Source organism: Rhizobium sophoriradicis, from assembly GCF_003939025.1.
Taxonomy (GTDB): domain Bacteria; phylum Pseudomonadota; class Alphaproteobacteria; order Rhizobiales; family Rhizobiaceae; genus Rhizobium; species Rhizobium sophoriradicis.
Genome location: NZ_RQIH01000027.1, coordinates 33,228 through 46,662, shown reverse-complemented (window position 1 = coordinate 46,662; position 13,435 = coordinate 33,228). Strand labels below are relative to the sequence as shown.

General features: G+C 58.8%; 13 protein-coding genes and 2 pseudogenes. 7 read left to right on the top strand and 8 right to left on the bottom strand.

Going from position 1 to position 13,435, the window contains the following annotated elements:
- Positions 1-8 precede the first annotated feature (8 nt).
- The 3 genes from EFR00_RS31135 to EFR00_RS31125 form a co-directional block, all read right to left on the bottom strand.
- Positions 9-1,538: a SulP family inorganic anion transporter gene (locus tag EFR00_RS31135; RefSeq protein ID WP_077989446.1), complete on the bottom strand. Its 1,530-nt coding sequence runs from the start codon at positions 1,536-1,538 to the stop codon at positions 9-11.
- Between the two features lie 4 nt (positions 1,539-1,542).
- A complete protein-coding gene (locus EFR00_RS31130; protein WP_010058543.1) occupies positions 1,543-2,247 on the bottom strand; it encodes a carbonic anhydrase in 705 nt (234 codons plus the stop codon).
- Positions 2,248-2,576: 329 nt separating this feature from the next.
- A complete protein-coding gene (locus EFR00_RS31125; RefSeq protein ID WP_077989447.1) occupies positions 2,577-3,203 on the bottom strand; it encodes a class I SAM-dependent methyltransferase in 627 nt (208 codons plus the stop codon).
- A gap of 360 nt (positions 3,204-3,563) precedes the next feature.
- Here EFR00_RS31125 and EFR00_RS31120 point away from each other — a divergent pair, with 360 nt between their 5' ends.
- Positions 3,564-3,755, top strand: a complete 192-nt coding sequence (locus EFR00_RS31120) for a DUF6494 family protein (RefSeq protein ID WP_020920657.1) — start codon at positions 3,564-3,566, stop codon at positions 3,753-3,755.
- 230 nt (positions 3,756-3,985) lie between these two features.
- Positions 3,986-4,336 (top strand): DUF2200 domain-containing protein, encoded by a 351-nt coding sequence (locus EFR00_RS31115; RefSeq protein WP_077989448.1) that lies wholly within the window; start codon positions 3,986-3,988, stop codon positions 4,334-4,336.
- Positions 4,337-4,366: 30 nt separating this feature from the next.
- Here EFR00_RS31115 and EFR00_RS33780 read toward each other — a convergent pair whose 3' ends face one another.
- Positions 4,367-4,726: a hypothetical protein gene (locus EFR00_RS33780; RefSeq protein WP_225888080.1), complete on the bottom strand. Its 360-nt coding sequence runs from the start codon at positions 4,724-4,726 to the stop codon at positions 4,367-4,369.
- 3 nt (positions 4,727-4,729) lie between these two features.
- Positions 4,730-4,933, bottom strand: coding sequence for a hypothetical protein (locus tag EFR00_RS31105; RefSeq protein WP_077989449.1), 204 nt, complete (start codon positions 4,931-4,933; stop codon positions 4,730-4,732).
- Between the two features lie 600 nt (positions 4,934-5,533).
- On the opposite strand from EFR00_RS31105, the gene EFR00_RS31095 reads away from it, so the two are divergent.
- The 3 genes and pseudogenes from EFR00_RS31095 to EFR00_RS31085 form a co-directional block, all read left to right on the top strand.
- Positions 5,534-5,890, top strand: a complete 357-nt coding sequence (locus EFR00_RS31095; protein ID WP_077989450.1) for a response regulator — start codon at positions 5,534-5,536, stop codon at positions 5,888-5,890.
- Between the two features lie 460 nt (positions 5,891-6,350).
- Positions 6,351-7,313: a sterol desaturase family protein gene (locus EFR00_RS31090; RefSeq protein ID WP_077989451.1), complete on the top strand. Its 963-nt coding sequence runs from the start codon at positions 6,351-6,353 to the stop codon at positions 7,311-7,313.
- 168 nt (positions 7,314-7,481) lie between these two features.
- Positions 7,482-7,802, top strand: a pseudogene (locus EFR00_RS31085) (ATP-dependent DNA ligase); the annotation flags it as partial.
- Between the two features lie 894 nt (positions 7,803-8,696).
- On the opposite strand, the pseudogene EFR00_RS33775 reads toward EFR00_RS31085, so the two are convergent.
- Positions 8,697-8,886 (bottom strand): annotated as a pseudogene (locus EFR00_RS33775) (CopG family transcriptional regulator); the annotation flags it as partial.
- Between the two features lie 182 nt (positions 8,887-9,068).
- Between EFR00_RS33775 and EFR00_RS31070 the strand changes: the two are divergent.
- Entirely contained in the window at positions 9,069-10,775 is a 1,707-nt protein-coding gene (locus EFR00_RS31070; RefSeq protein WP_077989452.1) for an adenylate/guanylate cyclase domain-containing protein, read from the top strand.
- Between the two features lie 100 nt (positions 10,776-10,875).
- Entirely contained in the window at positions 10,876-11,241 is a 366-nt protein-coding gene (locus EFR00_RS31065; protein ID WP_077989453.1) for a DsrE family protein, read from the top strand.
- Positions 11,242-11,552: 311 nt separating this feature from the next.
- Here the strand turns inward: EFR00_RS31065 and EFR00_RS33220 are convergent, their stop codons facing one another.
- Both EFR00_RS33220 and EFR00_RS31055 read right to left on the bottom strand, forming a co-directional pair.
- Positions 11,553-11,837 (bottom strand): tetratricopeptide repeat protein, encoded by a 285-nt coding sequence (locus tag EFR00_RS33220; RefSeq protein WP_167482310.1) that lies wholly within the window; start codon positions 11,835-11,837, stop codon positions 11,553-11,555.
- 5 nt (positions 11,838-11,842) lie between these two features.
- Entirely contained in the window at positions 11,843-13,333 is a 1,491-nt protein-coding gene (locus tag EFR00_RS31055) for an adenylate/guanylate cyclase domain-containing protein (protein ID WP_077989455.1), read from the bottom strand.
- Positions 13,334-13,435: the final 102 nt, after the last annotated feature.

The following is a 13,435-nucleotide window of genomic DNA, read 5'->3' as shown; positions in this document are numbered from 1 at the left end:
AGTCTCTATCAGGCGACTTCGGTCGCAAAACGCTGAAACAGCGGTGTCAGGCGGGGGTGGCGTGCCGCCGGCGGCGGATGGATTTCAATGGCCCGACCGGCCCTTGCCTCGCGTCGTAGCCATTCGCTGATGGTTTCGGCGCTGGTGTGATCCATGTAATGGAGGTCCTCGCCGACAATCTTGACCTTGCGGCCCTCGGGCAGCTGCTCGAGCGTGTTGAGCAGAACGGGCACATCCTTGCAGGTGGCTGCGCCGCCGAGCCGGACATGGATTTCCTCGTCTATCTCGGCGTGTCTGATCGCGAGTTTGCGCCTGAGGTAGGGCACGATCTCGATGATCGACAGCGCCAGGCCGAGTGCCACGCCGACCAGCAGGTCCTGCAGGACGACCATGGCGACGGTCACCGCCCAGATGCCGACCGGAACCAGTCCATGATGCTCGAACAGGTGTCTGACATGGCGCAGGCTGATCAACCGCCATCCGGTGACGAGCAGAACCGCGGCGAGGGCCGACAAGGGAACCAGGGTCAACAGGCTTGGCGCCAGCGCCACCAGGGCCAATATCCAGATCCCGTGGAAGATGGCGGAGGCCCGCGTGCGTGCGCTGGCCTGAATGTTGGCCGAGGAACGGACGATGACGCCGGTGATCGGCAATCCGCCGAGCAGGCCGCAGAGCCCGTTGCCGACGCCCTGGGCAAACAGTTCCTTGTTGAACCGGGTGCGCACGCCGTCATGCATCCGGTCGACGGCGGCGGCCGAGAGAAGGGTTTCGGCACTCGCGATGACGGCAATCATCACCGCCATGAGAATGACGCCGGGCTCCAGCAACCGGGCGAAGTTTTCCGCGGTCGGCAGTGTGATGCTGTCGACGAGCGAGGTGGGGACTTCGACGCGCGCGATCGGCAATTGCAACGCGGCGGCAAGTACCGTCGCCGCCGCGACACCGACCAGCGCTCCCGGAACCAGCGCCAGCGATTTCGGGCGGCACTTCTCCCAGCACACCATTGCCAGCAGGGATATGAGGCCGACCTTCAAAGCGGTTGCCTGGCTCGTCAGGCCAGTTCCCCAAAGACGGGCGAGACTGTCCTCCATCGCCGCGACGTTCTCCATCCCGCCGGCAGCGGGCTTGGCATCCATCAGCACATGAATCTGCCCCAAAATGATCAGGATCCCGATGCCGGCGAGCATGCCGTGAACGACGGCCGGCGAGATTGCCCGGAACCAGGAGCCGACCCGCAGGAACCCGCCGGCGATCTGCAGGAAACCGACGGCGATCAGGACGGGGGCGAGCATGGCGACGCCGTATTCCTCGACGAAGCCGAAGACGATGACGGCAAGTCCGGCGGCAGGCCCGGAGACCTGCAGCGGCGAGCCCGACAGGACGCCGACGACGATGCCGCCGATGATGCCGGAGATCAGGCCCATCGACGCCGGCACGCCGGAGGCGATGGCGATCCCCAGGCACAGTGGGATGGCGACGAGAAAGACGACCAGCGACGAGGCGAGGTCGCGCGAAAAGGCGGAGCTGATTGCTGTCATGGCGCTACTCCGCGGCAAGCATTGCTGCGATTTGCGGCATGACATGCGGCCGATCGCGGCCGGTCACCGCAACCGGCAGCGGCTCTCCCTCCTGCGGCACGGTGAAGGTCGCTTTCGCCCCGTCATAGACCTGGACTTCGCCGGTCTCGATGTCGAAGAACCAGCCATGCAGGGTGATCTCGCTGGTGGCGAGTTTCGCGGCCACGGAAGGATGCGTCTTCAGGTGATCGAGCTGAACGACGACGTTTTCCATCGCCACTGCGCGCACGCGATCACTTTCGGAAAGGTCGTCCGGATAGGCCCGGCAGACGATCGAATGGGCGGCGTGGCTGTGGCGCAGCCAGGCTGCGACATTGGGCATCGGTTCGAGCAGCTCTGGATGGCACAGGCCCTTCATTGCTCCGCAATCCGAATGGCCGCAGACGACGATGTCGCTGACGCCAAGCGCCAGGATCGCATATTCGATAGCGGAAGATACGCCGCCGTTGAGGGTCGAGAAAGGCGGAACGATATTGCCGGCATTGCGGCAGACGAAGAGATCGCCGGGACCGGCCTGCGTGATGGTTTCGGGCATCACCCGGCTGTCGGCGCAGGATATCATCAGAGCCTGTGGTTGCTGGCCTTCCCGCGCCAGCTTGCGATAAAGCGCCGACTGGTTGGGAAAAACCGCGCCGCGAAAACTGGAGATACCTTTCAGGAGATCACCCATGTTCGGATCCTCTTTCTGGCCGGACGTCGGACTGGGAGGAATGTCTCTCGTCCGGCGGGTTACAGAAGCGAGTTGTTCGCAGGTGCGAAAAGAACAGCAAAAAGTGTGCGGTGCAACCAGCCGATGCGAGATCGCGATCAACAACACGTGAAGAGGGTGCCGAGGTCCGACGAGGGGTGGCCATTCCTTCGCCTGGAACGCAAGGTCAGCAATGCGTCCGCATGTCGCCACAGTGGCGATCTTGCCTTCGCCGGGAAGCCGACAGTCCGGTGATTACCTCGAGTTCATGGTCGCGCCACAACCGGCCATTCCCAGAAGTTCTGTTTGCCTCAGGCCCGATTCGCCCGAACGCTCAGCCACCGATCATGGGGTTTTCCGACGTACGGAATTACATCGCTGACAATCCAGTCGGCGTCTGTGAGTGCCGACCGCAGGGCAGGCTCGCGCCAGTACGTTTCGACGTAGCGCCGGGGTGCTGCAGCACTGCCGTGTGTGGATAGATCCTCGCCGTCACCCTCCCTGACCGAGACGTGCAGTCGGCCACCGGTCCGGGTCGCTTCGGCAAGCCGTCCAAGCACCGTGCCGAAATCATCGCGCGCGACATGAATGAGGCAGGCACAGGCCCAGATCCCGTCATACGGCATGCCGGGACGCTGCGGGTCGGCCAGGTCATCGGTCAGCGGGTCCAACAGGTCGGCCTTGAAGCCACTTTCGCGCAGCAGTTCGACGAAACCCTTCGAAATGTCGGTGCGCCGGACGCTGATGCCCCGCTTCTCAAGCTCAAGTGCATCTCGCCCGCCGCCGCTTCCGATCTCCAGCACTCTGCCCGAGCCACCCAGCTCGGTCACGAACACATCGATCTCTGTCGCGACCCATTCGGGCATCACCGCGGCCTCGGCAGCGTACTCCGCCGCGACCGCATCATAGGACCGCACAGTATCCCGGTCGGTGCTCATCCCAGCGCTCCTCCTTCAAGAGGTCCAATGAGCGAGAGGCCCATCAGCCCGTTGCGCCCTTCACACTTCGGCAGTTGGTGACATCGCGGGCGATACTCCCCAGCTTTAGCAGAAATGAGGTCAGAGACACCACCGACCGACTGCCAATGCTGCCGGCGGCAATGGGCTGGGAGCGGTCATCTGTCGCTGCCACCTTGCCACAGATATCGCAAATGCCGCGTCTCGACCCGAAGCGGCCCCTAACGCGGAGCTAGTGGCCGAAATTTTTCGCGTCAGATTCTGGGGCATAGGGCGTCGTTGCTGCTTCCTTGACGATTTACCTTCCATTACAATCCCTTCCGCACATAGAGGAGTTCCGCCATGAGCGAAGACGCCTTCAACATGTCGATCCGCAAGTTCCTGAAGGAAGTCGGCGTCACGTCGCAGCGCAAGATCGAGGAGACGGTGCGCAAGGGGCAGGTCGGCGGCAATACGTTGAAGGTCCGCATGACGCTAACGGCGGAAGGCACCGGCCTCAACCACGTGGTGGACGGCGAGATCGAACTTCCGTAGGCCGGGCGAAACGATCGTACGAACCGTCCGGCTGCCCCAAGTTCATTGTCCACATCCGCGCGTAATCGAAGCATGGCCGCTCTGGGCCGACAGCAGACCAGTGGCTTCGGCTGGATTGCGCCAATTGCGGTCATGGCCGGCGGCGCTGTAGAGTTTGCGTCCATGAGCCAAGTTCCCTGCGCCCCGCCGCAGGAGGGTTGCTCATTGTCGGCCATCGGCTCGGAGGACGCATGACGAAGCATCGCATCTATTCGGTCGGCGTCGCGAGCGTCTATCCCCACTATGTCGCCAAGGCGGAGAAGAAGGGACGCACGAAGGCGGAAGTCGACGAAATCATCTGCTGGCTGACGGGCTATAGCCGAGAGAGCCTGGACGACCAGTTGGCGAGGAAGACCAATTTCGAGGATTTCTTTGCGCAAGCACCTGAGATGAATCCCTGCCGATCGTCGATCACGGGCGTGATCTGCGGCGTCCGCGTGGAAGAGGTCCAGGAAACGACCATGCGGGAAATCCGCTACCTGGACAAACTGATCGACGAACTCGCCAAGGGCAGGGCGATGGAGAAAATCCTGCGAAAATAGGCGGCGAGGAGACCGGCCGCATCTGGAGAGTTAGAGCCTTTCCTGGTTAGATTGAAGCGTTCTGCCGGAGCAGTTTTTTGTCAGGGCAGAGGCGATTGGCGACGGGCATGCCCCTTGGTACGCCCGAGCCGATCGCCTCTGATCCTGGCGGAAAACATGCCCGGCCCTTTCCTTGAGCGACACATAGTCTGCCCGATCGCAGCGCTGGCAACGGAACCGGCTTGGCAGTCGATCGAGGCTGATATTCTTGGTCAGCTTCAACAGATCCCGCGGGAAATAGCGGTAGGTGGTTTTGCAGAATTGGCAGGTGACTTCCAGCAGCTGGCCGGCCTCGTCCGCATCGCTCAGACTCCAGCCGCGCAACTTTTTGGAATAGTTCATTTCCGGCATTGTTCAGTCTCGGTCGCATCTCGGCCGCCACCCCCGCGTGATCCCTCGACCCATCGCGCCTTCTGTCAAAACCAGCTGCCAACGAAGATGGCGGATGTCATTCAGGAGGGTTCCGATCGCTGCTTGTGCGTCCCCTTGGTGATAGGCGAGCACCTCCGCAATCTCATCATCAACCATGGCTTCGCCGATCATCGGCTGCTCGCGCATATCCGTGCTCCATACTCCAGTTTTCAGATTGGCGGCCGCCTCGCCGATGTTCTTATTATGTTCACGTCTGGTGGTGAGTCAATAGCGCAAGCGAAATTGTCCGCTGGTCACTGCTATTAGCGTCGACGCCTCATTGCTGCTGGTGGCTACTGGTGTGGGAGGAGACCGCCCTGTTTGTCCCGAAGCCCAAGCTCGCACTCATCTGAGATCCTGCGCAGGTGCTTCTCGTGCTGGGCCTGCAACTGGCAGAAGTATTCTAACAGATCCTGAGCGTCTTCGGTCGGTAAACCCATCAGGCGCAATCGCTCAATCAAAGCGGTCTGGTCAGCGATGTGCTTCTCGCCCTCCAGTACGTGCCTTGCAACCATCTCGGCCGGCGTCTCATTGCTACCCATACGTTCACTATACGCCGCGATGGATGGCTTGGCGACGGCGGACCCTAATTCCTTTCAATCACTTCCTGATGTGATCGGCATGCGAAGCCGCCATAGGCCACGAACTGCTCGGAGACAACAAGCCTGGAACTGATGTGCGGTCTGAGAAGTTAGAGCGGGCGCAAACTCTGAGCCGTGCCAGTGAGCAAACACGATGTGAGGGGAGATGGCAGAACGCATCCGGTCCGTGCTGGTCGTCGAGGACGAATTTTTTATTGCACATCAACTCCAAGACGCACTTGAGGCAGGAGGATTTCGGGTGCTTGGCCCAGCCGCAACAGTTTCGCAGGCGGTGGAACTGATCGACGGTGAACGGCCTGATGCAGCGGTATTAGACTTCAATCTCGGCGGTGAGAGCGTCACACCGGTAGCACTCCATCTAAGGACGCTCGGAGTGCCTTATGTCCTCACTACGGCGTACGACAAAGCGCGGTTAGCCTCGAGCTTCCTCTTCGCCGACGCTTTGAATCTCGGGAAGCCAACAGATTTGCAGCGTCTCGTCGAGACGATCCGGTCTCTTTAGGTCAGCACAGGGTATCCCGCGATCGGCTGTGACCTGCCCGGCGTCGAGGCCCGCGATAATCCATCTGGGTCAATTGCTTTTTAAGCTGTTGCTGATGAACTGCCCGCATGACCAAGCCGCCTTGCAAGCCTGCCAAGCCGCTGCTCAGTGAAGCCGAAGCACCGCTCCGCAGCCGGCCTCGCCGCCGACGCGATCCCGCCCAATCTTAGCTACTTCTCGACTGCCGCCGCGCATCGAAACGTGCCTACCTCTAATTGTTCTCGTCCTGATAGTTCTTTTTATGAACCTTTCGGTCAGTTGTAATTTTTTCGCAGTGCTCCTCGACCCTCTGCATGCCTCCTGGGACTGCACTTCCACCGCCGGTAATACGTCAAAAGGACGCCCCGATCGTCCTTTGAGCAATCTGGCAACAAGCGCATCGTCAGGACTAAGCTGTACGGGTTCGTGTTTGGAGTAAGCCATGTGGCTGGTTGAATACTGCGTACACAAGCTTGGAAGCTTTTTTTACAACACTTACTATCTGAATGGTAAGGCAATGGCGCTCAGTTTCGCCATTTCCATCGGCCTGGTCCTGACGGTTTTCGTGGTGGAACTCACCTATGTGGGGTTCGGCAATTCCGGGTTCCGTCGGGTTTTCTTCGAACGCAGCAAATCCACAATCACCGACATCGTCTATTTCGTCCTTCAGGCGACGGGAATGATTACGCTCTTCGCGGCGCTCGCATCATTTGGTCTGTCCTATGCCATTACCAGCGCGGCTCAGGATGCCCCCCACCTGGACCTTGCCCGGACGCTGCCGGGCTGGGCACATGTTCTCTTGTTCCTAGTACTGACAGACTTCTTGAGCTACTGGCAGCATCGGTTGATGCACCGGCTGCCCGTACTATGGCGGCTGCACGAATTTCACCACGCAGCCGAAGAGTTCAACGCGCTGACTTCGTCGCGGGAGCATCCGCTGGAGAAGGCCATAAACGTCGCCATTATGGTCGTTCCGGCGCTGCTTATCGGCCTGCCAACGGCCGATTTCGCCATCGTGACCATCGCCTTTGGCGCCATTGGTCTGGTCAAGCACAGTGCCATTCCCTGGCATGGCTGGTTTGGCAAATACGTGATCCAGTCACCACGCGACCACTTCATCCATCACTCCCGAGTGCGGGAGCATCACGACAAGAATTTCGCCAATTATTTCCCGATCTGGGATCATTTGTTTGGCACCTATTACGAGGGCGATGCACACGGTGCAAAGCTCGGTCTGGACCGCGACTACTTCAACAAAACCGATCCGTTCCGCGAAACCGTCGCCACAGAAATCCGTTTCTTCCAGCGCGCGGGGCAGGCTGCCAAGGCCAAGTTCGGCATAAGCCGCATAGGCGGAAAACCTGCCTCGCCGCAGGGACTGTCGGGCTCGGAACAGCGCCCGTAGCGCGAAGCTGGCATCGCTCTGTTGTGCTAAGCGGCAGCTTTCTGGAATCCACGAACTCGCTCCGATTGACAGAAAAGGTCGATCGCAGCCACCGCTTGTCGTCTTAGTCGAAGTCAATAACACGTATTAGGCAATTGCTTTTCAAGGTATTGCTGATGTGATGGTGGCATGACAAAGCCGCCCAGCAAGTCTTCCAAGCCGCTGCTCGGTGAAGCCGAAGCGCCGATCCGCAGCCGGCCGCGGAAGAAGCGTGATCCGGCCCAGCCTCAACTTACCCTGGACCCAATGCCGGCCCGCATCGATCCGTGCCTGGCGCTGCTGAAGCCGTGGCCGCCGAAAGGGCGACAATGGACTTTCGAGGTGAAATGGAACGGCTATCGGTTGGCCGTCCACATCGAGCCGTCAGGCGTGCGCATCATTACGCGCGGCGGCCATGATTGGACCGGCCGCTTCCCGGCGATCGGACGATTTATATCCCCGCTAAGCGTCGGTTTACGAAGTCGCCGGCTAGATCGCGCAAGGCTTCCTTCACTGGGGGAAGCTCCGGCACGCCTGATATAAGGGGCCGCGGGACGCGGCCGGATGGGGCGGCGGTTTACGAGGTAGACGACACCGCGAAGCTCTAACACCGGCCAACCTAATGCGTCTCGTCGATGCTAGTCTGCAAACAGCTACCCCCTCAATCGTTGCTAGTAACTTCCACTTGATTCCTTCTATTCGGCCTTTTGATTCTCTTGGCCAGCAAAACGGTCGCCGAGATCCCACCGCTCAGCATCTTAAGAAAAAGTATATTGAAAATCGTGAGAGAATACGCATTTCCGACAAATGTTGTCGAAGCGCCTGTACCGTAGATCGGCAAAGGAAAGAGGAAAGCAAGAGAAAGGAATGTGAGCAAATATGCCGCGGCGTGTTTCACAAAGCTCTTTAGATCCGTAACTATAATTTCTCGGCCCAATGGGGAAGAAATGATATAAAGCGAAAACAATAGTGTCTTCACGACCGTGAATATGATCAGAAAAAACGAAAGACATGTGTAAAGGGCGACCTGTTCGGAATGGTTCTCCGCGAGCCATGGCAGTTCATAGTGATATTTCGGTAGAATAACCAAAAAGTATCTTAGGTGCGGGGCGATGTAATCCAGTACGCCTCCTCTGGTCAGCCAAAGAAACAAGGTCGATATAGACAAAATAGCCAGATCAAGCGGTGGGCCGCTAATATGGCTCTCGTATCTCTTGATAAAAGACTGATTGTGAAGGCGGACGAAAAGGTCAACCCAGGCGAAAGTTTTAAACATATTTACTTCTCAGCCTTTGTCTCCGGACTATACATGAAAAAATCAATCAGTAGTGAAGGCGACGGAGTTTCTGTCAAGCATGACGCCCGTCAACCATTTCCGTCGACCTCTCCATCTTCGTCGAGGTCGTGAACCCATCCACTCGCGGACGATATAGCTGATCGTGTCGTTGCGTGTCATCCCCAGTTCACCGGCCACGTCGCGGAGGACTTCTTCAACGTCATCATCCATCGAGACGGCCGCCGCATTGCGCAGCCGAGGCGCGGCGTTGCTCCACATCTATTCCCATGCGTATCAAAATTGCCGCCATCGCCAGAATGAGAATAGAATGGCTAGCGTACGCAAAGAAGGGCCCAACGGATGGAGGTGGAGATCGCCTGGACATCACCTCTTACCATTTGTTGACTGACCCGTAATTGAGCAATAACTTATGGACCCCCGGTCGTTGGGCTTGTCCTCACATGACGGATCGATTTCTTCAGCGTCGCCTTGCTGCCATCGTCGTTGCCGATGTGGTGGGATATTCACGTCTGATGGAGGCTGATGAAGCCGCGACGCTTGATAACCTCAGGGAACTCCGTTCTGGCGTCATCGAGCCGGCTGTGATGCGCCATAACGGTCGCATCTTTAAGGTCATGGGCGACGGATTCCTGATCGAATTCGCTAGCGCGGTGGACGCGGTCGCTGCAGCGTTGGAAATGCAACAGACCACCACTGCTATCGAGGCTTCCGGAGACCGGCGCCTGCTTTTGCGTATAGGCGTCAATCTGGGAGATGTCATTGACGATGGTTCAGACATCCTCGGCGACGGCGTCAATGTCGCCGCGCGCCTCGAGACGCAGGCCGCACCGGGAGGTATCTGCATTTCAGGCAGCGTTCACGGCGAGATCGTCGGCAAGATCGACGACCGGTTCTTTGATGCAGGCGAACGCTACCTGAAGAACCTCACTCGCCCGGTTCACCTGTGGCATTGGCCGGATGCGCTGCAAAGCATATTGCCGCTGCCCGAATGTCCCTCGCTCGCTGTCCTGCCGTTCACGAATATGAGTGGCGATGAAGCGGACGAGTCTTTCGTCGACGGCTTGACCGAAGACCTGATCACCGACCTTTCCCGTACGGCTGGCCTGTTCGTCATCGCACGCAATTCCGTTTACGGCTACAAGGGCAAGCCGGTCGACGTACGGCTGGTCGCCCAGGAACTCGGCGTCCGCTACGTCCTAGAGGGGAGCGCCAGACGCGCAATGGGCCGTGTCCGCATCAATGCCCAATTGGTCGATGCGCTTGGAGGCCAGCACCTGTGGGCCGACCGGTTCGACAGGACGGTGGAAGATGTTTTCGAATTACAGGATGAAGTCAACGCCAAGATCGTTGAAGCTCTCGTCGGCCGGCTGACCATCCCGACGCCGCGCAATCGGCCGAAGAATTTTGAGGCCTACGATCTGTGTGTGCGCGCCCGCCTCCTGACGGAAGAGTCGCCGCAAACAGAGCGTGAGGCCTATATGCTGCTCCAACGCGCGGTCAAGCTCGAGCCATCATATGCCGAGGCGCTCGGTCTGCTCGCCTATAACCGTTGGCTTGCCTGGACGCATTTCGGCGAGCCCGAAGATCCTAACCGTCGGATGGCGGTGACATCAGCGCAGAAGGCGGTAGACCTGGATCCCAACGATGCCGGCTGCCGTTACGTCCTGGGTACCATTTTGGCTTATGAGCGGCGATGGGAGGAATCGGATGCCGCCTTCGCCAAGGCCCTGGAGCTGGACCCCAACCACGCCGACACCTGGGCGGCCATGTCGGACATGTCCGTGCTGGACGGCAGGGTTGCCGACGGACTGGCGCAGATCGAAAAAGCCCTGCGGCTCAATCCCCATCCAACCTGCTGGTATCTGTGTCATCTTGGGCAGGCGCAATATGCCGCGCGTGACTATGAGGCGGCAACCGCCACGCTCCGCAGGAAAGAAACCTATCGTACCAACTCACGCAAATTCCTGGCTGCTGCGCTTGCGCAGTTGGGCCACCTCGAGGAGGCGCGGCGAGAAGCAGAATTGTTTCTGATCGCCCACCCTCATTTCACCATCCGCCATTGGCTCAGCTCCCAGCCGCTGCGCGATGCAGCTGTACGAGACCACTTCGTCGACGGCTTCCGAAAGGCCGGCCTGCCGGAGATGTGACAGCGGATGAGGCCACGAAGGCGGAGATCGACGAAATCATCTCCGGAAACTTTAATCGGGGTGATATGGTGGCTTTCGCCCATTTCCAGGGAGGGTGATGATGGCCAAGATACTCGTGCATGTGACCGTAGGGCCGAGCGACCCGACAAAGGCTGCTCTTGCATTCTTCGTCGCTAGAGCTGTCATCGAGGAGGGCCAGCAACTGGTTCTGTTTGTCGCCGGCGATGGTGTGCATCTCCTCACCGCAAAGAGTGCAGCAAGCGTGGAAGGGCTCGGCAGCGGAAGGCTTTCCGACCACTTCGAGGCGATCAATGCCGCCACAACAACCGAGATCTACTATTCGGGGATGTCGGCCGAGGTCCGCAACATTGCCCCCGATGACATCGTTTTGCGGGGCGCTACACCGGGCAACCCCAACAAGTTGGTGCAATTGATTGCAGAGTGCGACAAGGTCATAAGCTATTAAACGACGCAGGCAGCCGACATCCTGAAAAGGCGGCCGAGCCAGCGGGGCTTGCAGCGAACTGCTGGGCTCGGCCTGGTCCGGGCGCAGCATAGTTGGCCCTTCGGGGCCGTGAGGGCAGCGGTCCGTTTGGGATTTTGCCCGCCAATTGTCCGACTCGCGTTGGCATGCTTTTCGTGATCAGCGTACGCTGGCATCGTGGCAAAAGCAGCAAATATACGAAGCCGAAGCGTCCGAGCGCGAAAACCGCCTGTATGAGGCAATTGATCGTAGAAGGACGTAACCGATGCTGAATGCCAGGCCGAAAGAATGCTCTAATCTGGTAAGCCGGCGTCGCGTAGCACGTCCACGATACGCTCAAGCGTCTTGCGAAATTTGTAGGGCTTCTTGCGGGCATAGGTTGACAGGCTAAACATTGGATCGGCGGCGATGATTTCCTCTGAGATCTTCCCGGCTTCGCAGTGTGATCCATTCAACTTGTAATCACTGCAGAGTATGATACGGGCTTCAACTTGCCGTGGGTCGACGCGGAGCGCCTCTCTTGCTGCCGGGATAGAAAGAGCCACCTTGCCGCTATCGCGATAGACGGTCGCCAGCACGTTGATCAACCAGGGTGGATAGTTGCGCTCCAGCAGGAGCGCTTCCCTAGCACTTTTGATCGCGCCGGCTGAATCGCCACAGTAATTCCGAACCTCCGCGAGAATTCCGTGGGTGAGCGCACAGTTGGGGCGAAATCCCAACGCCGTCTCGCAGTTGGCCAAAGCTTCATCATGCTTTCCTTGCAGGAGTTGTAGGTATCCGGCCGCATATGTCCAAGACCGTTAGTTGTATCGTAGCCGATGGCGATGTCTGCCCACTTCGTTGCTTCGGCCAGAGAATGCTCCTCCGAGGGTGACCAACCAAACATTGCGTCGATCAGGTGGACCACCGCGATGAGGCTTGCAGCGTGGTCGGTGTCAGGCTGAACACGATACAACTCGTGGAAATGGCGCAGCGCCGCGACATTGTGATCCTTGGTACCCGCGTAGAAATGACTGATGCCCCGATGGTAAAGCTCGCGTGCTTTGGGATTGGTGAGCTTGTCGTACCAAATCCTGGCCTTTTCGCCGCCGATGAGCTGAACATCGAGTGAAATCAAGACTTCCCGTGTGATCTCATCCTGGACTTTGAATAAATCATCGACGTCGCGGTCATAGCGTTCTGACCATATGATCTCGCCCGCCTTGACGTCGGTGAGCTGAATGGTAGCCCTGAGTTGGCGTCCGAGCTGTTGCACGGCACCGCCAAGGACATACCGCGCATCGACCGCAGCCCCGGCCTGCGCCGACGGGATGTTCTGATTTCGAAACCCGTCCACCGCACCCGTGCCGATCAGGAAGAGGCCGGAAAGCTGTACCAGGGACGAAAGGATACCGAGCCTCAGTCCGTCAGCGAGGAAATTCTGATCGGGGTCGCCGCTCAAGTTCTCGAATGGAAGAATTGCGATCGAAGGTCGCTCAGGTGCACCGAATCCAAGATCAGGCAGAGGCGGCGCTGATTGCGTGGGACTCGTTGTCGACTCCCCGTCATCACCAAGAAGAATCTGATAGATGCGTACCGGGTCTTCTATATTGCGGAGGGCTTGATCGCCCATATCTTTGATATCGTGGCTAATCTTCCCAAATAGCTGATTGTAGACCGTGCCGCTTATGCAGATATTGCCGGGTGTTGCGAGCGTCTCTAACCTTGCAGCGACGTTCACGCCATCGCCGTAGATGTCATCGTCGTCGACGATAACATCGCTTAGATTGATCCCGGCTCGAAATAACATCCTCCGACGGGCAGACACTTCGGCGTTGCGACGAGACATTCCCTGTTGAACCTCAACAGCGCAGCGCACGGCATCGATTGCGCTGGCGAATTCGAGCAACAACCCATCTCCGGTCGTCTTGACGATGCGACCTCGATATTCTGCGATCTTCGGGTCGATCAGCTCGCGCCGATGGGCTTTGAGGGTAGCTAGGGTCCCTTCTTCATCTTCGTGCATCAGTCGGCTATAGCCCGCGACATCAACAGCCACAACGGCGGCGAGCCGCCGGATATTTGTGTCCTGCATCACCACACCGACTCCTGTGTGACTTTGTCCTGCCCCGACTGTAGTCCGTGCATTGATCAGAGTCTAATCATGCGCCGTGTACAGAAATCATCCCAGCGCTGT